Consider the following 21,485-nt stretch of genomic DNA (forward strand, 5'->3'; position numbering starts at 1 on the left):
TCGCGCCACCGCGTGAACGACGCGAACAGAGGGGCTGGCCGATGAGCCGTTCGACACCACGAACGCGAATCACGGATGTCGCCAAACTCGCCGGCGTCTCGCTGTCGACCGTGTCGCGGGCGATGAACGACAACCCGACCGTCGATCCAGCCCTCGTCGAACGCGTGAAGGCCGCCGCCGCCGAGCTCGGCTACACCGCCAACCCCCTGGCGCGCAGCCTCGTGCTCGGGCGCACGCAGACCGTCGCGGTCGTCGTGCCGGATCTCGCGAACCCGACGTATCAGGCGATCCTGCGCGGCCTCAGCAGAGCCGCTTCGACCGATGGGTATCACGTGCTCATCGCCGACTCGATCGAGAATCTCGAGAACGAGCGGGCGCTCGCCAAGACGACCAGGTTGCGCACCGATGGCATCATCCTGTGCGCTCCGCGAATGCCGGAGGACGAGCTGCAGGCGATGCTCCCGGACCTCTCTCCGGCGGTCGTCATCAACCGCGCACCGCAGGCGGACACCCCGGTCGTCGCGGCGGACTACGGAGCCGGTCTGCGCGAGATCATCGACCATCTCACGGGACTCGGCCATCACCATCTCGCGTATCTCGCCGGGTCGCAGCGCAGCGCGTCGCACCGCGCCCGCCAGGAGGCCATCGCCAGGGCCATCGACGAGAACGCCGACCTGCGCGTCGACGAGATCCCGACCGGCGTCGATTTCGACAGCGGCGTCGGCGTGGCCGATCGGGTCCTCTCCTCCGGCGCGACAGGTGTCCTCGCCTTCAACGACCTCGTCGCGATGGGGCTGCTGTCCGCCCTCCGCACTCGCGGCGTCGACGTCCCCGGCCGCATCTCGATCGCGGGGTTCGACGACATCCCGTTCGCGGCGAATGCGACACCACCGCTGACCACCGCATCCGTTCCCGCGGCCGAACTCGGCGCGCATGCCTGGCAGGCGATGCACGAGCTGCTCGGGGACGGCACCCCGGTCGCTGTCACGACGGTCATACCCGAGCTCGTAGTCCGCGACACCACCGCGGCGCCGTCCGACTGATCCCTTGCGAGACTTGCCCGCGGGGCGAGACTCGCCCAGGCCGACCACGTCTCACCGCGCAGCGCACGTCCCGCGAGAAGGGCCTGTGGTACGCTCGAGAAAACGTTTCCTGACGAGTCCTGAGATGAGTGGATGACAATGACGCGCTATGCCATCGCCGGAGCCGGCCACCGCGCCCAGATGTACGTCGATGCCATCCTCGGCGAGCACGGCGACCGCGCCGAACTGGTCGCGATCGTCGAACCCAACCCGACGCGAGCGCAGTACCACGTCGACCGCATCACGGCCGCCGGCTCCGCTGCCCCGCGCACCGCAGGACCGGATGCCCTCGAGCAGATCATCCGCGAGGAGCGCGTCGATCGCGTCATCATCTGCTCGCGCGACGATCTGCACGCCGAGCTCATCGTCCGCTCGCTCGAGGCGGGGGCCGACGTCGTGGTCGAGAAGCCGCTGACCATCGACGCCCCGAGCGCCGCTCGCATCGAAGAGGCCGTCGAACGCACGGGGCGCCAGGTCGTTCTGACGTTCAACTACCGATACTCCCCGCGCAACACCGCGCTGCGTCGGCTGCTGCAGGACGGCGAGATCGGCGAGATCACCTCCATCGACTTCTCCTGGATGCTCGACACCAAGCACGGCGCCGACTACTTCCGCCGCTGGCACCGCCAGAAGGCGAACTCGGGCGGGCTGCTCGTGCACAAGTCCAGCCACCACTTCGACCTGGTGAACTGGTGGCTGCGCTCCGAGCCGCGGCGCGTGTACGCCTCCGGCGGCCTGCGGTTCTACGGTGCCGAGAACGCGGCGGCCCGCGGCATCACCCACCGCCCTGCGCGCGGCACCCACGACGGCGCGGACGCGTTCGAACTCGATCTTCGCGACGACCCGCGTCTGAAGGCCCTCTACCTCGAGGCCGAGCAGCACGACGGGTACGTGCGGGACCTGGACGTCTTCAGCGAGGGCATCACGATCGAGGACAACCTCGCCCTCGTCGTCGACTACGCCTCCGGTGCGACGCTGTCGTACTCGCTCAACGCGCACTCCCCCTGGGAGGGCTACCGCGTCGCCGTCAACGGCACGCTGGGGCGCGCCGAGCTCGAGGTCGTGGAACGCGGAGCCGTCCTCGCCGAGGAGGGACTGCACCCGGTGCTCGACCCGAGCCTGTCCGGATCGGATGCCGCGCCCACGCTGCGCCCCGAAGGCGAGCGTCTGATCGTGCAGAAGCACTGGGAGGCCGCTCGCGAAGTGCCGATCGTCCGCGGCGAAGGCGGACACGGCGGCGGCGACGCCCTGCTGCTGTCCGACGTGTTCGTCGGCCCGGCCGATGACCCTCTGGCGCGTCCGGCGGACTGGAGCGACGGCATCCGCTCGATCGCGGTCGGCATCGCCGGAAACCGGTCGCTCGAGACCGGGCTCCCCGTCCAGGTCGCCGACCTCGGCATCCGCCTGCTCGAAGGCGCGGTGCGCGCGTGAGCCGCATCGTCGTGACCGGAGGAGCCGGCCGGCTCGGTCGCAGCCTCGTCACCGGTCTCGCCGGGTTCGGCCACGAGATCGTCTCGCTCGACCGGGTCACCGCACCCGAGTTGGAACAGGACGGCATCACGCAGGTCGCCCTCGACCTCTCCGACGCGGACGCCGCGGCATCCGTCCTCGCGGAGGCGAACGCCGACGCCCTGATCCACCTCGCCGCGATCGCCGTGCCCTTCAGCGCTCCGGAAGACGTGATCATGCGCACCAACGCGGGGCTCGCGATCTCGGTGCTGCACGGCGCCGTGCGCGCCGGCATCCCGAAGATCGTCGCGGCGTCCAGCCCGACCGTCCTCGGCTACGGCTGCCCGACCGGCTGGAGCCCCGACCTGCTGCCGCTCGACGAGGACACCCCGACCAAGCCCTGGAACGCCTACGCGCTGTCGAAGCTGCTCATCGAGGACACCCTCGGGATGCTGCAGCGCCAGACCGGAGACGCCACCCGCTTCGCCGCGTTCCGCCCGTGCTACGTGATCGCCCCCGAGGAGTGGGCGGGTGCGCCGACGCAGCAGGGCCACACGGTTCGCGAGCGGCTGGACGATCCTGCACTGTCGGCACCGGCGCTGTTCAACTACGTCGATGCTCGCGATGTCGCCGGCTTCGCCGACACGCTGCTGGCCGGCATGACCGGCATCCCCAACGGCGAGGTGTTCTTCGTCGGCGCCTCTGACGCGCTCGCCCGAGAACCGCTCGCCGACCTGCTGCCGCAGTTCCACCCCGGAACCGCCGGAGCAGCCGCCGCGCTGACCGGAACGCTGCCGGCGTTCTCGACCGCCAAAGCCGAACGGCTCCTGGGCTGGCGCCCGCAGCACGACTGGCGCACCGAACTCGCAAGCGCGGACGCTCTCCTCACGAAAGGTCTCTGATGAACTTCGACGGCATCCTCTTCTTCCCCGTCACGCCGTTCGCTCCGGACGGCACGATCGAGCACGAGCTGCTCGCCCGGCACATCGACCGCGGGGTCACCGCCGGTGCCGGCGGCGTCTTCCCCGCCTGCGGCACGGGCGAGTTCCACGCGCTGTCGGCAAGCGAGGCCGCAGCCGTCACCCGCACCGCGGTCGCGACCGTGGCAGGCCGCGTCCCCGTGATCGCCGGCGCCGGCGGCCCGCTCGGTCACGCCGTCGAGGTCGCCCGCGCCGCAGCGGATGCCGGAGCCGACGGCCTGCTCGTGCTGCCGCCGTACCTCGTCGGAGGAACCCAGGCCGGACTCGTCGCGTACGTCGAGGCGATCGCCGCGGCATCCGATCTGCCCGTCATCGTCTATCACCGCGGCAGTGCGCAGTACTCGGTCGACACGATGCGCACCCTCGCCGCGAACGAGAAGGTCGTCGGCTTCAAGGACGGCACCGGAGACATCGGCACCACGCAGCTCGTCGTCCGCGCGGTGGCGGAGTCCGGCCGCGAGGACTTCGCGTTCTTCAACGGTCTGCTGACCGCCGAGCTGACGCAGGGCGCGTACCGCGGCATCGGCGTGCCGCTGTACTCGTCGGCCGCCTTCGCGATGATCCCCGAGGTCGCGAACGCGTTCTACCGCGCGTACGTGTCCGGTGATGAAGCGCGTCGCCTGCAGATCCTCGACGGCTTCTACCGCCCGCTCGTGAACCTCCGAGACGAGACCCCCGGATTCGGCGTCTCCCTGATCAAGACCGGCCTGCGTCTGGGCGGACTCCCCGTCGGATCCGTGCGCGCACCGCTGGTCGACCCGACGGCGGCGCAGGAGGCCAGGCTCGCGAAGATCCTCGAAGCGGGACGCGCGCTGCTGTGACGACGATCACCCGGTTCGACACGAGGCTTCAGCGCGTCGCGCTGAGCCGGCCATGGGCGGCCGATGTCACGTCGATCGGCATCGTCGCGACCCACGTGGTCCGATCGGACGGCGTCGAGGGCTGGGGATTCTCGTGGACTCCGCAGATCGGCGCCGCCGCCGTGAATGCGCTGCTCTCCGACGACATCTCGGCCACCGCGATCGGACGCTCCGCCGAACCGGGCGAAACGTGGCAGGGCCTCTGGGAGCATCTGCACGAGGCCGGTGGCGGGGGCATCACGACGATCGCCATGGCCGGACTCGATCTCGCGCTGTGGGATGCCGCGGCCCGCGCTCGCGACCTGCCGGTGTCGTCCCTCATCGGTCGACGACGCGAACGGGTGCGCGCCTACGGTTCGGGGGTGAACCTGCACTACACGCAGGACGAGCTGCTCGCCCAGGTGCAGCGCTGGATCGACGCCGGATTCACCGCCGTGAAGATCAAGGTCGGCAAGCCGGATATCGCCGAGGATGTCGACCGCGTCGGCGCCGTCCGAGACCTGCTCGGCCCTGACCGCGCGCTCATGATCGACGCCAACCAGCGTTGGGATCTGGACCGCGCGACGACGTCCGTCGAGGCGCTCGCACGGTTCGACATCGCGTGGATCGAGGAGCCGCTGCGCGCGGACGATCTCGCCGGTCACACCGAGCTCGCCCGGCGCATCGACGTGCCGATCGCGGTCGGCGAGAACCTGCACACCGCGTACCGCTTCGGCGACTTCCTCCGCGCGGGCGCCGCGCAGATCGTGCAGCCGAACATCGTCAGGGTCGGCGGCATCACGCCGTTCCTGCGGATCTCCGCGCTGGCCTCGGAGCACGGCGCCGCGCTGCACCCGCATCTGCTGCCCGAACTCTCCGGCCAGCTGGCGCTGACGCTCCCCGGCGACATCGCGGAACCTTGGGCCGAGGACGTCGAGGATGCCGGATTCGGCGCCCTCGGTGCGCTCGCAGACCTCTCACCCGTCGCCATCGCCGACGGATACCTCACCGAGACGCCGCACGCCGGCCTCGGCATCCGCTTCTCCCCCGCACTGACCGGAAAGGCCTGACATGACCACGACCGCCGAACAGCTCGAGACGATCGCGCAGCACGCGGCAACGGCGGCGCCGGTGTGGCGGGCGTCGTCTGCGCCGGAGCGCGCCGCGTGGCTGCGCGCCATCGCGGATGCGCTCGACAAGAACGTCACTGAGCTCGTGGAGATCGCCGACCGAGAGACCCGTCTCGGCGCGACCAGACTCACGGGCGAGGTCGGTCGCACGACCGGTCAGCTCCGCCTGTTCGCCGCGGTCGTCGAAGAGGGCTCGTTCCGCGAGATCATCGTCGACGATGCGGATGCCGCGGCCACCCCGCCTCGTCCGGAACTGCGCCGCCACCTGATCGGAGTCGGACCGGTCGCGGTGTTCTCGGCATCCAACTTCCCCTTCGCGTTCTCGGTCGCCGGCGGCGACACGGCGTCGGCGCTGGCCGCCGGCAACCCGGTGATCGTGAAGGCGCACTCCGGGCACCTGGAGCTGTCGCGTCGCACGGCCGAGGTGGTCATCGCGGCGCTCGACGCGGCAGGCGCACCGGAGGGATCGTTCGCACTCATCGAGGGCCGTGAGGCGGGCAATGCCCTGGTTCAGCACCCGGTCGTCCAGGCGGCCGGCTTCACCGGGTCTGTGTCCGGCGGACGCGCGCTGTTCGACCTCGCTTCCGGGCGCCCCGACCCCATCCCGTTCTACGGCGAGCTGGGCAGCGTCAACCCGGTCGTCATCACGCCCGCGGCGCTCCAGGCCAGAGGCGCCGAGCTGGCCACCGGGCTCGTCGGTTCGTTCACGCTCGGCGTCGGCCAGTTCTGCACCAAGCCGGGCGTCGTGTTCATCCCGGCCGGGTCAGGATTCGAGGACGCAGTGGCCACTGCGGTCGGCTCGGTCGCCGGAGGGCCACTGCTCACGGATCGCATCACGGCCGCGTTCCCCGACGGCATCCAGTCCCTGCTCGCGGACGAGTCGACCGAGCTCATCGCGAACGGCGCCGAGACGCCGGACGGTGCGCGCCCGGTCGTCGTGACGACGGATGCCGCAGCCGTGGCCGCACGCCCGGAGGCTCTGCTCGAGGAGGTGTTCGGGCCGCTCACACTCCTGGTCCGCTATACGGACGAAGCCGAGTTGCACGCCGCGCTGCGTGTCGTGCCGGGAAGCCTGACGGCGACGCTGCACTCCGAGCCGGCGGACGACGTGGCCCATACGGTCGAGCTGCTGCAGCAGCGAGCCGGTCGCGTGCTGTTCGCGGGTTGGCCGACCGGGGTCGCCGTGACGTGGTCGCAGCAGCACGGCGGTCCATGGCCGGCGACGACATCGCTGCACACCTCGGTCGGGGCGACGGCGATCCGGCGGTTCCTGCGTCCTGTCGTGTTCCAGGACGCCCCGGAGCTCCTGCTGCCTCCTGAGCTGCGCGACGCGTCGCTCGCGACGCTCCCGCACCGCCGCAACGGACAGCTGGTGCTGCCCGTCTGACACCGATCCGGATGGACGTTTCACGGAGGCGGTGACGTTTCACGGATGATCTCAACCGATCGGTCCGTGAAACGTCACTGCGTCCGCTGATCGTCCGCCGCTATCCGGCGGACCTGGTAGCTGTCAGGGCAGCGCGCGCAGCGCCGCGATCGAGGCGGCGATCTCGGTCTCGAGTTCGTCGCCCCAGTTGCACTCCAACGACACCGGCCCGTCGAACCCAGCGTCCCGCAGCGTCGCCACGAACTCGCGCCACTGCCCATCCCCCGCCCCCAGCCAGAAGCGCCCGGCGTCGGCGATGTGCGCGTGTCCGATCCGCTCGATGTGGTCGCTGACCGTCGAGAGGGGCTCGCCTTCCTGCTCGATGTGGAAGAGGTCAGCGACGATCTGAACGCCATCGACGCCGTGAGCGTCGAGGAACTCCACGGCTTCGCCGAGCGTGTGGATGAGGTTGGTCTCGCCCTTGTGCAGCGGCTCCAGCATCACCCGGAGATCGTGTTCGTTCGCGGCATCCCGCGCGATCACGAGCGATTCTGCGAAGCGCGCCTCGGCGGCGGACCGGTCGACCCCCTCGGGGATCCGCCGTGCCGCACCCGAGCCGAAGACGATCTTCGCACCGGGCTCGGCGACCTGCGCGAGTACCGGGAACAGCGTGGTGAAGTACGACCGCACGCGCTCGAGGTCGAACGACGGGTCGGCGACGCGGACGTCGCCGGGCAGCAGGATCGCGAACGAGGGATAGCGCTCGCCCGCGAACTCCGGGTTCAGAGACGGCGTCGCGTCCTCCGCGAAGAGGATGACGTTGCCGACGATGGTGGGCTCGACGTAGTCCGCGCCGAGGCGCTGGGCGATGAGGCCGTTGGCCCGCGGGCCGATCAGACCGACAGTTGTCACTTGAGACTCCCTGAGACGAGGTCGAGGCGCCAGTAGCGCTGGAGGACCAGCACGAACGCGACGACCGGGATGATCGCGACCGCCGCACCGGCGATCGCGAGAGTGTAGAGGATGGGCTCGCTGCCGCCGCGGTTGAGCATCATGTACATCGAGACCGTGATCGGGAACAGGTCCGGATCCGTGAGCATGATGTACGGCAGCAGGAAGTTGTTCCACGCTCCGATGAACTGCAGCAGGAAGATCGTCACGAGCCCTGGCAGGAGCATCGGCAGACCGATCGAGCGGAACGTGCGCCACTCGCTCGATCCATCGACCCGCGCGGCTTCGAGAAGCTCGACCGGCATGGACGCCCTGGCGAACACGTAGGCCAGGTAGATGCCGAAGGGCGTGATCATGGTCGGGATCAGCACCGACCAGTAGGTGTTGGCCAGGCCGATCTGCGCGAACAGCAGGTACTGCGGGATCGCGAGGGTGATCGTCGGAAGCAGGACGCCGCCGAGCAGCCCGACCATGATCGCGTGCTTGCCGCGGAAGTCGTACATCGCGAGCGCGTAACCGGCACCGGCCGAGAACAGGGTCGATGCGAGGGCGCCGACGATGCTGTAGAAGAAGCTGTTGCCCAGCCACTTCGCGAAGCCGCCGTTCTCGTAGGCGAACAGGGCGACGAGGTTGTCCCACAGCGCCGTTCCGAAGCTGAACGCGGGTGTCGTGAACAGTTCCGCCGACGACTTGGTCGCCGAGAAGAACACCCACACGACCGGCAGCAGGAAGTACACCGCGGACACGATCAGCACCGTCGTCGGCAGGATCGCCGCGATCGGCACGCCGCGTCGCCGCGAACCGGCCGGGCGGTCGTGAGCCGGCGGACGGGAGCCGGACGAGGCGCGTTTCTCGCGCGTGGAGAGCAGAGTCATCATCGGTCGGCCTTCCGTGTGGCCAGGCGGCGCCCGCCCAGCACCAGCAGAGACAGAAGAACCGTCCCCAGTGCCAGGAGGATGGATGCCGCGGCTGCGGAGTTGAGGTCGTCGTGCGCGAACGCGTCGCGGTACACGCGCATGAGCGGGAAGAACGTCGAATCGATCGCGTTCGTGAGGGTCGCGAGCATGGCTGGCTCGCTGTAGATCTGCAGCGCCCCGATCACCGAGAACAGCCCGGTGACCACGGTGGCCGGCACGACGTGGGGCAGCTTGATGTACCAGGCGATGCGCCCCTCGCCGCAGCCGTCGATGCGTGCGGCGTCGATCTGCGAGCGGTCGAGCGACTGCAGCGCGGTGTAGATGATCACGGTGTTGAAGCCGATCCCGCCCCACAGCACGACATTGACGATGCCGACGTAGATCCAGTCGCCGCTGAGCAGGTTCGGCAGCTCCACGCCGATGGCGCTCGCGAACTGGTACACCGGGCTGATGTCGGGGACGTAGAGGAATCCCCACATCAGGGCGGCGATGACGCTGGGAACACCGTACGGAAGGAAGATCGAGGTGCGACTGAAGGACTTCGCGCGCGCCCGCGGCAGATCCAGCAGCAGCGCGAGCAGGATCGAGGTTCCCATGAGCAGGGGCACCATGATCGCGGCGTAGATGCCGAGGTGGGCGAGGCTCGTCCAGAACGTGGGGTCCTCGAGCACCGAGACATAGTTGCCGAGCCCGACGAACGTCTCTTCACGGGGCCCGAAGGCTCCGCCGCTGGACGCGCCGCGGCCGCGGACGCTCAGCCATCCGGAGTAGAAGATCGGGATGATGAACACGAGGGCGAACATCACGAGCGCCGGTGCCATCAGCGCGTAGGCGAAACCCGTGTGCCGTTGCAGGTGCGGTCGGCGCGCCCGCCGGGGCGGGAGGACGACGGTGCGCGTCGCCTCCCCGCCCGCAGGCGCACTCTCTTGGAGGAGTGCGGTCATGATGTCAGTCCAGGTCGCCCTCGACGGTGGTCTGCACGGTCGACAGCACCGTCGACCAGTCGCCGGTCTCGATCGCGTTTCCGAGCGCGTCGTTCAGCGCGGTGAAGGCGACCTGCGTGTTGGGCCCCCACTGCACGGACTGCAGCCCGGACGCCGATTCGGCAGCGGTAGGCCAGTACGTGTCGTCCTCGGGGATGAGGTCGGGTGCCGGGCGGTCGATCTCCTGACCGTGCAGGGCTGCGGTGAACTTGTTGATGCCGACGAGGCCTTCGGCGCCCTCATCGGAGACGTTCAGCCAGGTGAGGAACTCCACAGACTCGTCATAGTGCTCACTGTCCGCGAGGATGATGTCCGCCGATCCTCCGCGCGCGAAGGTCTTCAGCTCGCCGGCTTCCCACTGCGGGATCTGGGCCGCGGCCCAGAGGCCGACCGTGTCGGGGTACTGGTTCAGCAGCGGCCCTGGAGCCCATGCTCCGGCGATCTGGCCGAGCACCTTCCCGGATGCCGTCGCCTCGATGAACTCGGGGCTGCCCGAGGGATACGTGCTGATGAGGTCGTCGTCGATCAGACCCTGCCAGTACTCGAGCACCTCGGCGCTGGCGTCGTCGTCGATGTCGACCTTCCACTCGCCGTCGGCGAACTCCCACCACTGGGCGCCGTTCTGCAGGGCGAGGCCCATGAACAGATCGGCGTCGAGCGCGCTGAAGTTGGCGAGGTAGTGGTCTCCGGGCAGCGACCGCACCTGCTCGGCGAGAGCGCGGAAGTCGCCCCACGTCTCGGCAGGCTCGATGCCCAGCTGGCCGAACAGATCGGTGCGGTACACGAACAGCGCTGGCCCCAGGTCCTGCGGGATTCCGAAGATCGTGTCGTCGAAGGTGACGGTGTCCAGCGTCGTCTCGGAGAACGCCGCCTCCATCTCGTCGCGCACGGACTCGACGTCTGCCACGACGCCGGCCGACACGTACGTGGGCAACTGGGTGAACTCCGCCTGCGCCATGTCCGGGCCTTCTCCCGCCCGCACGGCCGACAGGACCTTCACGGGGAAGTCAGCGCCGCCGGCCGGTGCGGAGATGTTCACCTGGATGTCGGGGTTCTGTTCGTTCCATTCGGCGACGCGCTTGTCGACGTTCGAGCCCCACGCCCAGAATTCGAGCTCGACGGGACCGTCGTTCGTGCCTCCCGAGTCCTCCGAGGCCCCCGAGTCCCCTGATGCGCAGCCGGCAAGAGCCAGCCCCGCGACGACGAATCCTGCAACGGCGGTGAGTGTCCTGCGATGTGCCATGTGATCCTCCTTGATACGTGGTTGGTGCGAGGTTGCGGTGCGTCAGAAGTGTTCGGCGAAGCCGAACTCCGTGAGGTTTCGGTGCGAGATCTCGAGCGCTTCCCAGACGGTGCGTCCGTACAGCTCGTCCTGCTCCACGAGCAGATACTCCGCACCGGAGCGGATGCTCTGATCGATGATCCCCGGCCAGTCGAGGTTGCCCTCGCCGACCTCGGCGAACTGCACGAGACCGGTCCAGGCCGCACCCCAGGCCGCGTGGTCGCCGCTCTCGAAGGCGTCGATGGCCGCGGCATCCGGGATCGCGATCCGGTAGTCCTTCAGGTGCACCATGCGCACTCGCCCGGCATACTGTCCGATCACCCTGGCGGGGTCGAGGCCGCCGCGGGCGATCCAGTGGGCGTCGAGTTCGATCCCGACGTGCGGCGAGTTCTCGGCGATGATCTCGAGCAGGTAGCGCCCGTCGACCTTCGCGAACTCGACATGGTGGTTGTGGTAGTACAGGGCGATGCCCTCGTCGGACAGGCGCTCTGCCGCAGCATCCGCTCTGCGGCAGAAGTCGAGCACGGCATCGGGCGAGCGCAGCGCCGGAATGGGCAGCATGCCGATGCGGACCATGTCCGCGCCGAGTGAGCGGCAGTCCGCGACGATCTTGTCGAACTCCTCCTCGAGGGAGTCGTTGATCCCGCCGGAAGTCAGCGCCGCCGACAGCGCGCAGTACTCGACGCCGAGTTCGTCGCGGGCTCGCCGAAGTTCGGCGACCGTCTCCGCCGTCAACGGGATCTGCGACAGTTCCGCGACGCGGTAGCCGATCCCCGTCGTCCGTCGAAACGTTTCAAATGCGCCGAGCTCTGCGACGGCGCTCTTGAGCATCATCGCCTGGACACCGATGCGTGCCATGAGGGTTCCTTTCGGGTGGGCGGCCGGTCACCAGTCGTGGACGGTGCCGTCGGCCAGTCGGTTGTACGGCAGATATGCCTGCTCGTAGGGGTACTTGCCTGCTTCGTCCACATCGATTTCGACACCGAGGCCGGGCTCGTCGCCCGGGTGCAGCAGCCCGTCCTGCCAGGTGAAGGACTGCTGGAAGACGGCATCCGTCTTGGCGCCGTGGCGCATGTACTCCTGGATGCCGAAGTTGTGGATGCTCAGCCCGAGATGCATCGCGGCGGCCATGCCGACCGGCGAGATGTCGGTCGGGCCGTGCATGCCGGACTTGATCTGGTACTGCGCCGCATACTCCAGCGTCTTGCGCAGAGCCGTGATGCCGCCCATGTGCGTGACGGCGCCGCGCACGTAGTCGATGAGCTGCTCGCGGATGAGGTCCTTGAAGTCCCACACCGTGTTGAAGATCTCACCGATCGCCAGCGGCGTGGTGGTGTGCTGACGCACAAGTCGCAGCGCTTCCTGGTTCTCCGCCGGCGTGCAGTCCTCGAGCCAGAACAGGTCGTACGGCTCGAGGTCCTTGCCCAGGCGTGCCGCTTGGATCGGCGTCATCCGGTGGTGCCCGTCGTGCAGCAACGGAATCTCTGGTCCGAACTCGTTGCGCACCGCCTCGAAGACTCCGGGGAGGTGCCGCAGGTAGGCCCGCGTGTCCCAGTCCTCCTCCACGGGCCGCGCGCCGCGTCGCGCCGGCTCGTGGTCGTACCTGGCCTCGCCGCCGAACGTGTCCTCGGCCTGCGAGGCGATGCCGTAGATCGCCTTGAGTCCGGGCACCCCGGTCTGGATGCGGATGGCCTTGTATCCCTGCTCGAGATGCGACCGGACGGAGTCGAACAGCTCGGGAAGCTCCTTGCCGGAGGCGTGCCCGTAGGCCAGCAGCCCGGTGCGGGAGGCCCCGCCGAGCAGCTGGTACAGCGGCATGCCCGCGGCCTTGGCCTTGATGTCCCACAGCGCCATGTCGACCGCGGCGATCGCCGCCATCGTCACCGGCCCTCGGCGCCAGTACGCCGAGCGGTACAGGAACTGCCAGGTGTCCTCGATGCGGTGCGCATCACGGCCGACGAGCAGCGGGACCACGTGCTCGGTCAGGTACGCGACCACCGCGAGCTCGCGCCCGTTCAGGGTCGCATCGCCCAGACCGGTGAGGCCGTCATCGGTCGTGAGCTTCAGCGTCACGAAGTTCCGGTCGGGACTGGTGACGATCACCTCTGCCCTGTCGATGATCATGCGTGCACTCCTTTCAGCTCGGCGATCGCGCCGATCAGTTCATGGCGGACGTCATCGTCCAGGTCGAAGCGGCCGGCGACAGCATCCGCGTCCCTGCCTTCCAGCGCCGCCCAGGCGGCCAGCGCGCGGATCTCACCGCGTCCGGCATCCAGCCCACGGGCGAGCCGCGCCTGGATCACCGGCACCACACGGAGAGCCAGTTTGATCTCGGCATCCGTCGCGATCTGGCGCAGCGCATGCCGGATCCGCGCATTCTCGAAGCGGGTCGCGATCACGGCGCGGTGCTCGGCGAGGTTCGTCGCGTCGAACGGCAGCACCGCGTCCGCGTCGTCCCACAGGTCGGCGAGCGCCGTTCTGCAGACCTCATCGGTCATCGCTTCCGCGACAGTCGCATGGCCGCGCAGCTGCCCGAGGCTCGCGAGCAGCGTGTGTCCAGCGTTCAGGAGCCAGAGCTTGCGCCGTTCATACGGCTCGATGTCGTCGACGAACTCGGCACCGGCCTGCTCCCACGCCGGTCGCCCCGCCGGGAAGCCGCCGCACAGGATCCAGGACGCCGCCGGCTCCGTGACGAGCGCGCACGGGTCATCGGTGATCGTGATCGGCAGGGCGTCGGCGACCGCGGGCGTGATCCGGTCGACGACGGAGGACACGAACGAGACGTTGTCGGCGATCCATGCCGCGAGCTCTGCGTCTGCGGCCTGCGACACGAGCGACCCGAGCAGCGCTCCGTTGCCGTCCAGGTTGTCGCAGCTGACGATCGCGATCGGCCCCGCCTCGGCATCCCTCCGCGCGCGCAGACCATCGACGATGCGCTCGATCGCCGTGCTGCCTGCCCGGTAGCCGGCCTCCGTGATCGTGACGGTGAGCACGGCGACGGTCGTCATCGCCGCACGCCAGGCCTCGGCATCCGCACCGTCGTGGGCGGCGACGATCGACGAGATGTGCTCGACCGAGTCGGACTCCGGCCCACGGACGACCAGATCGTACGCGCAACCCTGCGCCGCCAGCGCCATCGCGGCGTCGGGGCGCCTGCCGGTGAAGGCGGCGATCCCCCACTGCTCCGCACCCGACCTGTTCACGAGTTCCGTGTACCAGGCCTGGTGCGCGCGATGGAACGCCCCGAGGCCCAGGTGGGCGATCCGGACGGGCGCGCGGACGACTGCGGTCATACCGCGGGGACCTCGATGCTCGGCACTTCGAGGACCAGGTCGTCGTACTCGCCGGCGATGACGTCGTCGATGCGCACCTTCCGACCGAGCACGGCCGAGACGTAGACGGCCCGCACTGCGGCGAGCGCGAGCAGCGCCTGCTCCACCGTCAGCAGCGGTTCGCGTCCCTCGTCGATCGCGTCGAGCAGGTCGAAGTACTGGCGGACGTGCCCGAAGCTGAACTGGGTCGCATCGACACCGGCAGGCGGCTCGACCGAGTACCGGTCGGCCTGGTTCCCCCCACCGCCGTACGCGCCGGCCGCGGCATCCGCATCCTTGCGAAGGTGGATGTACTGCAGGGCATCGCCGTCGATGACGGCCGACCCGTCGGAGCCGAGCACCTGCAGTCGTACGGACAGCCCCGGGTACCCCGCGGTCGTCGCGTGCAGCACCGCGAGCGCGCCGCTGTCGAAGGTCAGGGTGGCGACGGCGGTGTCCTCGACCTCGACGCCCTCGTGCGCGAGCAGAGCGATCTCGGCGGAGACGGTCACCGGGCGGCCGAGGAACCACAGCAGCAGGTCGACGGTGTGCACGCCCTGATTCATGAGCGCACCGCCGCCGTCGAGCGCCCACGTTCCGCGCCAGTCGCCGGAGTCGTAGTAGTCCTGCGAGCGCCACCACGGCACCGTCGCGACGCCGGAGGTCACCCGACCGAACCCACCGTCGGCGATCGCGGCGTGCACGATCTGACTGGACGGGTCGAAGCGGTGCTGGCTGATGACGCTGCACACCTGACCGCGCGCTGCGGCGGCTGCGGCGGCGTCCGCCAGGCGGCGTGCACGGACGAGATCGACATCGAGCGGCTTCTCGATCAGGACGTGAGCGCCGGCTTCCAGTGCGACGACGGCCTGCTCGACGTGGAGGCCGGACGGGGTCGCGACGACGACGAGCTGCGGCGCATCGGAGGCGACCAGTTCCTGCACTGTGGCGTAGACGCCGGGGCGGGCGCCCGTGCTCTCCTCCACGACGTCGGCGAGCTCCTCGGCTCGTTCGGTGGACACGTCGACGAGCGCCGTCAGAGTGAGGCGGTCGGCGAGTTGCAGGACGGCTTCGACGTGCGTGCGTCCGATGACGCCGCAGCCGATGATGGCGGTGGACAGGTTGCTCATGCGAGGGTCACTCCAGCGTTGTCGGTGAGGGTGCGGAAGGCGCGGGCGGCGCGACCGAACTGGTGCGCGCCGCTGAAGCCTCCCAGGGCGTTCTGGTCGGCGAGATGCGGTTCGAGAGAGGCGAAGCCCGCGAACCCGCGGTCTCGGAGCCCGGTGATGGTCTCGGCCAGCTCGCCGTCGCCTTCGCCGGCCGGCACGACTTCGCCGGTCTCGCGGCGGGCGTCCTTGACCTGCAGATACTCGACGTACTCGGCGAGCTGGGCGAAGCCGTCGGTGACGGGGCGTACGCCGCACTGCACGTAGTTCGCGTTGTCCCACGCCAGTCGCAGGGCGGGTGAGTCGACGGTGCGGACGATGTCGAGCACGCGCTCGGGGATGTCGCCGTAGATGTGCTTCTCGTTCTCGTGCACGAGGACGACCCCGGCGGACGCCGCACGCTCGGCGAGGCGACCGAGTCGATCCATCACCTCGTCGCGCATCTGCTCGACAGGCACGCCCTCGGTCTGCCAGAACGAGAACATCCGGATGTAGCGCGCCTCGAGCACGTCGGCCGCGCGCAGGGCGTTGTCCAGGCGCGTGAGTTCGAACTCGATCGGATCGCTCAGATTGCTCTTGCCGATCGGCGAGCCGATGGCGGAGACGCCCATTCCCTCGGCGCGGATGGCTGCCCAGAGCTCGCCGAGCCGCTCCTTGTCGAGATCGACGATGTTGATGCCCCACGCGGAGCGCACCTCGATGTGGCGAGCCCCGAGCGCGAGAAGAACAGCGCACTGGATCCGCGGGTCCGGGTGGATCTCGTCTCCGAATCCGGAGAGCGTCCAGGTGGGCTGGGCGGTCGTCAGTGACATCACATTCCTTCGTTGGTCCATGTCGGCGTTCACCACGGTAGCGATGCGGCAACATTTTGACAAGCGTTTGCCGCTTCTTTGCCACAAGCCTTCTGAATAGATATGCTCGCCGCATGACCGACATCGACGACGCCGCAGGATCGGACACGAGCCGGCCTGGTCGCGCCGCCACGATCACGGACGTCGCACGCCTCGCCGGTGTCGCTGCCTCCACCGTCTCGCGGGCACTGAGCAATCCGGCGCGCGTGAACGCGGTCACCCGCCAGCGCATCGAGGAGGCGGCAGTGGAGCTCGCCTATGTCCCCAGTTCCCAGGCGCGGTCGCTGGCGTCAGGGCGAACCGGCACGGTCGCACTGCTCGTGCCGGACATCGCGAACCCCTTCTACTTCGACCTGATCCGCGGGTCCCAGCGCCAGCTGCGCGCCGCGGGCTACACCCAGCTGCTCGTGGACACCGAGGAGTCCCGAGAGGTCGAGGCCGACACGCTCGAGATCATGCGCAAGTCGGCCGACGGAGTGATCCTCGCGGCTTCCCGCCTCGACGAGGAGCAACTCGTCGCCGCTGCCGCACGGCAGCCCCTTGTGACCGTCAACCGCGACCTGCCCGCCGTGCCGAGCGTGCTCATCGATACGCCGACCGGTGTCCGTCAGGCCCTCACGCACTTGCATTCGCTGGGTCATCGCCGGATCGCCTACGTGGCCGGCCCGACCGGATCCTGGTCGAGCGCCCGGCGCTGGGAGGCCCTCGAGGATGCCGCCGCAGAACTCGACGTCGATCTGACCTTCCTCGGCCCGTGGGCGCCCAACGCGGCCGCCGGTGCGACTGCGGCGGACAGCGTCGCGTCCCGACGCGTCACGGCCTGCATCGTGTTCAACGACCTGCTCGCGATCGGGATGCTGAAGCGTCTGGCGCAGCGCGGTATCCGCGTCCCCGAAGACCTGTCGATCGTGGGCACGGACGACATCTTCGGGTCGGACTTCTGCCATCCGCCGCTGACGACCGTCTCGGCCCCGATCGAGGAGGCAGGCAGGGTCGCCGTGACCATGCTGCTGAGCCGACTGTCGCAGAGCGGTACCCCGCGACTGCGAACGGTCCTGCCGACCTACCTGCGGACCCGCGAGAGCAGCGGTCCCGCACCTGAGCCCGCCGACGAAATGGATGCCCCGTGAGACTGGACCCCTCCCCCGATCGGCTCCTGCCGGCAGACCCGGCGACGCGAGCGATCGCACGGACGCTGTACGAGAGCGTCCACGATGCGCCGATCCTGTCGCCGCACGGACACGTCGAGGCGTCCCTCCTGCAGGAGGATCAGGCGTTCACCGACCCTGCGGACCTCCTCATCGTCCCCGACCACTATGTGCTGCGGCTCCTGCATGCGCACGGCATCGGACTCGACGACCTCGGACGGGGCGCCGCCCCCGTCGACCCGCGGGAGATCTGGCGCCGCTTCGCCGCGCACTGGCACGTGTTCGCCGGGACGCCGGTGCGGGCCTGGTTCGAGGACACGCTGCATTCCGTGATCGGGTTGGACGAGCATCCGTCGGCAGCGAATGCGGACGCTCAGTTCGATCAGATCTCGGCATGGATCGGGCATGCCGGATCCCGCCCGCGCGCCCTGTTCGACCGCTTCGGGATCGAGGTGCTTGCCACGACCGATGACCCCGCCGATACGCTCGACGCCCACGCCGCGTTACGCGATGACCCCGCGTTCATCGGACGGGTGCTGCCGACGTTCCGCCCCGATCGGCACTTCGACCCTTCGTCGGCGGGCTGGCGCGGTGCACTGCAGCAGCTCCATGCCTCCAGCGGCATGGACACCGGCACGGCATCGGGTCTGATCGCGGCGCTCGAGGACCGACGTGCGCACTTCCGCTCGCTGGGGGCGACGGCGACCGACACGGGAGTCGTGGATGCCTGGGCCACCCGTCTTCCCGCGGCGGAGCTGGAGCGCATCCATGGCGCAGGTCTCGCCGGTGCGGCGACCGCCGAGGATGCGACGGCGTACCGCCGCCACATGCTGTGGGAGATGGCACGGATGTCGAGCGAGGACGGTCTGGTGATGCAGCTGCACCCCGGCGTGCTCCGCGGCCATCACCGGCCGACGACCGACCGCTACGGCGCGGATACCGGCCACGATCTGCCGTTGTTCACGCGCTACACCGAGCCTCTGCGAGAGCTGCTGGGCGACTTCGGCACGCACGAGACCTTCCGGATGGTGCTGTTCACGGTCGACGAGACCTCGTTCACCCGCGAGATCGCACCCCTCGCCGGCTTCTACCCCTCGGTGTTCGCCGGCGCACCCTGGTGGTTCCTTGACAGCCCCGACGGCATCCGCCGGTTCCGCGAGGGTGTGACCGACTCGGCCGGCTTCTACAAGACCAGCGGCTTCATCGACGACACGCGCGCCTACCTGTCGATCCCGGCCAGGCACGATGTGTCCCGCCGCATGGACGCCGGGTGGCTGGCCACGCTCGTCGTCACCGGGCGTCTCGGTGAGGAGGAGGCGCACACGATCGCGCGCGACCTCGTCGACAGCATCCCTCGAAGCGTGTTCCGCCTCTGACGTGTGTCAGCGCGCGTGCCGCGCGATCTTGTGGAACATGTCCTCCAGGAGGAACCGGACGTCCACGCTCTCGACGACGAGAACCTCTCGCGTCAGATCGGCCAGCTTGTAGTGCCCGTCCGGTGTGAACCGCACCCGCCGCTGACGACGCATCGTCGCGCAGCCGGGCTCGAGCATGAGCGCGATGGCCGGAGAGTCACCGAGTGAGCGCGACTCGATCGCCGTACCGTGGTGCGCGCTGTTGAAGTCGACGACCTGCTGCGCGAGGTAGCGCCCGAGCTCGCCGTGCGGCTCGATCCGCGCCTCGAGCTCCGCGTAGGAGACGTTGACCTGACGGTAGATGTTCGACGGCACCTGCCACAGCCGGATGCCGGAATCGAGCACCACGTTGGCCGAGGCGATGTCGTTGCGGAGGTTGAACTCCGGCCAGGACCCGACCGAGACGATGCCGCCGTAGGGCGGCCCGCCGATCCAGATCACCGTCGTGTCGGTGTCGGCGATGTCCGGCGCGAGCAGCAGCGCTGAGGCCATGTCGGTCAGTGGCCCGAGGAAGGCGATGTACAGCGGTCCGGCGTCGGTGCGCCGGGCTTCGTCGATGATGAGCCGAGCACCGGCGCTGTCGACGGGGGTGCGCTCGTCGGGCAGCGCGTGCGGGGCACCATCCGCGGTCGGCACATCGCGACCGAGATCGAGCAGCCGCAGCAGCAGGTCGAGTTCCTCCCTCGACTCGGCGAGCGACTCCGTCGTGCGGTGCGTGCCGAAGTGCGCCGGGATGATGCCGCGGATGTCCAGCGTCGGCGACAGCAGTGCGTGCACGAGCGCGAACTGGTCGTCCGCCTCGTTCTTCACATCGGAGTCGATGATGACACGCCGAGTCCGGCGATCGTCGTTGATCATGTGTCTCTTTCGATTCAGCCGGCGCGTTCGGCCAGCAGACGGGCGGTCGCGGTGGCCATGTGCACAGCCATGGCGGATGCCGCAGCATCCCCGTCGCCGGCCTTCACCCCGGCGAGAACGGCCTCGTGCTCGGCCGTGGCGCGCTCGGCGTGCGCCGTGTCATGCACCGCACGGTCGGCGTACACCTGCAGAAGCGAGCGGATCACATGCAGGTGGTCGGTGAGGGTGGCGTTCCCCGCGGCCTCCGCCAGCGCGTGATGGAAGTCCAGGTCGGCCTTGGCGAACGCCGCGAGGTCGTCGATCGTGGCGTGCATCCTGGCGACGTCCTTCTCGAGTCGCGCCAGGATCGCGGCATCCGCACGCGCAGCGGCGAGCCGGGCGACGAAGATCTCAAGCCCCTCGCGGAGCTCGAGCAGCTGGGCGGTGTTCCGCTCTCCGATCAGCAGACCCCAGCGCAACGTCTGCGGCAGCAGCTCGCTGGCTGCGCCGCGCAGATACGTGCCCGACCCGGGTCGCACGTCGACGATGCCGAGGATCTCGAGCGCGGCGAGCGCCTCGCGGACCGCGGACCGCCCGACACCGAGCGTCGCCGCGAGCTGCCGCTCCGGGGGAAGGCGCGTACCGGGCGCGATCGATCCACCGGTGAACAGGTCGAGCAGGCGACGCGCGACCTCGGACACCGGGGTTCCCGACGGGAGGGCGCCGAGCGCAGCGGCGATGTCGTCGACGGGGTCTCCGGGAAAGGCGGGCATGGCAGTAACCTACCGGGCAGGCGCGCCATTCGGGAGCATTTTGGTCAACCGGTTGTGGCGCCGGACAAGGAGAGCACCGATGACGACCCCTCTCGTGGATGCCGGCATCCTCGCCCCGGATGCCGTGCTCGAACGCGTGCACACCGGGTCGATCTGGGCGGAGGGGCCACTGTGGGTCCCCTCGCGACGTCGTGTCCGGTGGAGCGACATCCCGAACGACTGCATCCGCGAGTACGACCCCGCCACCGGCCAGGCGAGCGTCTACGCCCAGGGGGTCGAGTTCACGAACGGACGAGCACTCGATCACGACGGCAGCGTGGTGCAGTGCTCGCACGGGCGCCGCAGGGTCGAGCGCGACAGGGACGGGGTCGTCGAGAGCATCGTCGACTCCTGGAACGGGGTACGCCTCAACTCCCCCAACGACATCGTCGTCGATTCCGCCGGCGCGATCTGGTTCACCGATCCCGCGTACGGCATCACGCAACCGCGCGAGGGGCACCCGGGCGAGCGCGAGTACGGCGATCACTTCGTCTTCCGGCACGATCCGGCGACGGGGCGCACCAACGCGGTCATCACGGACATCGAGCAGCCCAACGGACTCGCATTCTCCCGCGACGGTGCGCGACTCTTCATCGCGGACTCCTCCGAACGCCGCGGCATCAGGGTGTACGACGTGCAGGGCGGCGCGCGGTGCAAGAACGGGCGGCTGTTCGCCGTACTGGATGCCGAGGACGGCATCCCCGACGGCATCCGCGTCGATGAGCAGGACCGGCTCTTCTCCTCCAGCGGGACGGGTGTCATCGTGTTCTCGGCCGATGGCTCAGAGCTCGGTCGCATCCCGGTGCCGGAGCCGGTCGCGAACCTCTGCTTCGGCGGCCGGGACGGCACGGATCTGTACATCACGGCGACGACGAGCCTCTACCGGATCAGCACGCTGACGCGAGGCTGACCGCCCGCCCGGCACCGATTCCATGGATCGGCTTGCAATTGGTCAACCGGTTTGCC

Annotated in this window: 20 protein-coding genes; 9 read left to right on the top strand and 11 right to left on the bottom strand. The window is 69.4% G+C overall.

Annotated elements, in window-relative coordinates; all coding sequences use genetic code 11:
• The first annotated feature begins 41 nt into the window (after nucleotides 1-41).
• The 6 genes from ACFCYE_RS10995 (at nucleotide 42) to ACFCYE_RS11020 (ending at nucleotide 6,867) form a co-directional block, all read left to right on the top strand.
• Nucleotides 42-1,043, top strand: coding sequence for a LacI family DNA-binding transcriptional regulator (locus tag ACFCYE_RS10995; RefSeq protein ID WP_376178665.1), 1,002 nt, complete (start codon nucleotides 42-44; stop codon nucleotides 1,041-1,043).
• A gap of 132 nt (nucleotides 1,044-1,175) precedes the next feature.
• Complete coding sequence (locus ACFCYE_RS11000; protein WP_376178667.1) at nucleotides 1,176-2,513, top strand: Gfo/Idh/MocA family protein; 1,338 nt, start codon at nucleotides 1,176-1,178, stop codon at nucleotides 2,511-2,513.
• The gene (locus ACFCYE_RS11005; RefSeq protein ID WP_376178669.1) at nucleotides 2,510-3,433 is read left to right on the top strand and encodes an NAD-dependent epimerase/dehydratase family protein; all 924 of its coding nucleotides are present in this window, start codon (nucleotides 2,510-2,512) and stop codon (nucleotides 3,431-3,433) included. Before ACFCYE_RS11000 ends, ACFCYE_RS11005 begins: the two co-directional genes overlap by 4 nt.
• The gene (locus ACFCYE_RS11010) at nucleotides 3,433-4,332 is read left to right on the top strand and encodes a 5-dehydro-4-deoxyglucarate dehydratase (protein ID WP_376178671.1); all 900 of its coding nucleotides are present in this window, start codon (nucleotides 3,433-3,435) and stop codon (nucleotides 4,330-4,332) included. Before ACFCYE_RS11005 ends, ACFCYE_RS11010 begins: the two co-directional genes overlap by 1 nt.
• On the top strand, nucleotides 4,329-5,420 hold the full coding sequence (locus ACFCYE_RS11015; protein WP_376178672.1) for a mandelate racemase/muconate lactonizing enzyme family protein: 1,092 nt from the start codon (nucleotides 4,329-4,331) through the stop codon (nucleotides 5,418-5,420). Before ACFCYE_RS11010 ends, ACFCYE_RS11015 begins: the two co-directional genes overlap by 4 nt.
• Before the next feature lies 1 nt (nucleotide 5,421).
• Complete coding sequence (locus ACFCYE_RS11020) at nucleotides 5,422-6,867, top strand: aldehyde dehydrogenase (NADP(+)) (RefSeq protein WP_376178673.1); 1,446 nt, start codon at nucleotides 5,422-5,424, stop codon at nucleotides 6,865-6,867.
• Between the two features lie 123 nt (nucleotides 6,868-6,990).
• Here ACFCYE_RS11020 and ACFCYE_RS11025 read toward each other — a convergent pair whose 3' ends face one another.
• The 9 genes from ACFCYE_RS11025 to ACFCYE_RS11065 are packed head-to-tail and all read right to left on the bottom strand — an operon-like array spanning nucleotide 6,991 to nucleotide 16,268.
• Complete coding sequence (locus ACFCYE_RS11025; protein WP_376178674.1) at nucleotides 6,991-7,758, bottom strand: sugar phosphate isomerase/epimerase family protein; 768 nt, start codon at nucleotides 7,756-7,758, stop codon at nucleotides 6,991-6,993.
• A complete protein-coding gene (locus tag ACFCYE_RS11030; protein WP_376178676.1) occupies nucleotides 7,755-8,675 on the bottom strand; it encodes a carbohydrate ABC transporter permease in 921 nt (306 codons plus the stop codon). The genes ACFCYE_RS11025 and ACFCYE_RS11030 overlap by 4 nt, the downstream gene beginning before the upstream one ends.
• Nucleotides 8,672-9,658: a carbohydrate ABC transporter permease gene (locus tag ACFCYE_RS11035; RefSeq protein WP_376178678.1), complete on the bottom strand. Its 987-nt coding sequence runs from the start codon at nucleotides 9,656-9,658 to the stop codon at nucleotides 8,672-8,674. The genes ACFCYE_RS11030 and ACFCYE_RS11035 overlap by 4 nt, the downstream gene beginning before the upstream one ends.
• A 4-nt stretch (nucleotides 9,659-9,662) precedes the next feature.
• On the bottom strand, nucleotides 9,663-10,940 hold the full coding sequence (locus tag ACFCYE_RS11040) for an ABC transporter substrate-binding protein (protein ID WP_376178680.1): 1,278 nt from the start codon (nucleotides 10,938-10,940) through the stop codon (nucleotides 9,663-9,665).
• A gap of 42 nt (nucleotides 10,941-10,982) precedes the next feature.
• Entirely contained in the window at nucleotides 10,983-11,837 is an 855-nt protein-coding gene (locus ACFCYE_RS11045; protein WP_376178682.1) for a sugar phosphate isomerase/epimerase family protein, read from the bottom strand.
• Between the two features lie 27 nt (nucleotides 11,838-11,864).
• A complete protein-coding gene (manD, locus tag ACFCYE_RS11050) occupies nucleotides 11,865-13,103 on the bottom strand; it encodes a D-mannonate dehydratase ManD (RefSeq protein WP_376178683.1) in 1,239 nt (412 codons plus the stop codon).
• Nucleotides 13,100-14,272, bottom strand: coding sequence for a mannitol dehydrogenase family protein (locus ACFCYE_RS11055; RefSeq protein WP_376178684.1), 1,173 nt, complete (start codon nucleotides 14,270-14,272; stop codon nucleotides 13,100-13,102). The genes manD and ACFCYE_RS11055 overlap by 4 nt, the downstream gene beginning before the upstream one ends.
• Complete coding sequence (locus tag ACFCYE_RS11060; protein ID WP_376178686.1) at nucleotides 14,269-15,420, bottom strand: Gfo/Idh/MocA family protein; 1,152 nt, start codon at nucleotides 15,418-15,420, stop codon at nucleotides 14,269-14,271. Before ACFCYE_RS11060 ends, ACFCYE_RS11055 begins: the two co-directional genes overlap by 4 nt.
• A complete protein-coding gene (locus ACFCYE_RS11065; protein ID WP_376178688.1) occupies nucleotides 15,417-16,268 on the bottom strand; it encodes a sugar phosphate isomerase/epimerase family protein in 852 nt (283 codons plus the stop codon). Before ACFCYE_RS11065 ends, ACFCYE_RS11060 begins: the two co-directional genes overlap by 4 nt.
• Nucleotides 16,269-16,381: 113 nt before the next feature.
• Here ACFCYE_RS11065 and ACFCYE_RS11070 point away from each other — a divergent pair, with 113 nt between their 5' ends.
• Both ACFCYE_RS11070 and uxaC read left to right on the top strand, forming a co-directional pair.
• Nucleotides 16,382-17,437: a LacI family DNA-binding transcriptional regulator gene (locus ACFCYE_RS11070; RefSeq protein WP_376178689.1), complete on the top strand. Its 1,056-nt coding sequence runs from the start codon at nucleotides 16,382-16,384 to the stop codon at nucleotides 17,435-17,437.
• Nucleotides 17,434-18,831, top strand: a complete 1,398-nt coding sequence (gene uxaC / locus ACFCYE_RS11075) for a glucuronate isomerase (RefSeq protein WP_376178691.1) — start codon at nucleotides 17,434-17,436, stop codon at nucleotides 18,829-18,831. The genes ACFCYE_RS11070 and uxaC overlap by 4 nt, the downstream gene beginning before the upstream one ends.
• Before the next feature lie 6 nt (nucleotides 18,832-18,837).
• Here the strand turns inward: uxaC and ACFCYE_RS11080 are convergent, their stop codons facing one another.
• Both ACFCYE_RS11080 and ACFCYE_RS11085 read right to left on the bottom strand, forming a co-directional pair.
• The gene (locus tag ACFCYE_RS11080; protein ID WP_376178692.1) at nucleotides 18,838-19,728 is read right to left on the bottom strand and encodes a nucleoside hydrolase; all 891 of its coding nucleotides are present in this window, start codon (nucleotides 19,726-19,728) and stop codon (nucleotides 18,838-18,840) included.
• A 14-nt stretch (nucleotides 19,729-19,742) separates the two neighbouring features.
• Nucleotides 19,743-20,480 carry a FadR/GntR family transcriptional regulator gene (locus ACFCYE_RS11085; protein ID WP_376178694.1) on the bottom strand — a complete coding sequence of 246 codons (738 nt, stop codon included), beginning with the start codon at nucleotides 20,478-20,480 and terminating at the stop codon, nucleotides 19,743-19,745.
• A 79-nt stretch (nucleotides 20,481-20,559) separates the two neighbouring features.
• On the opposite strand from ACFCYE_RS11085, the gene ACFCYE_RS11090 reads away from it, so the two are divergent.
• Nucleotides 20,560-21,429, top strand: a complete 870-nt coding sequence (locus tag ACFCYE_RS11090; protein WP_376178695.1) for an SMP-30/gluconolactonase/LRE family protein — start codon at nucleotides 20,560-20,562, stop codon at nucleotides 21,427-21,429.
• Nucleotides 21,430-21,485: the final 56 nt, after the last annotated feature.

Origin of the sequence: Microbacterium sp. NPDC056234, assembly GCF_042267585.1 — a bacterium.
Classification (GTDB): domain Bacteria; phylum Actinomycetota; class Actinomycetes; order Actinomycetales; family Microbacteriaceae; genus Microbacterium.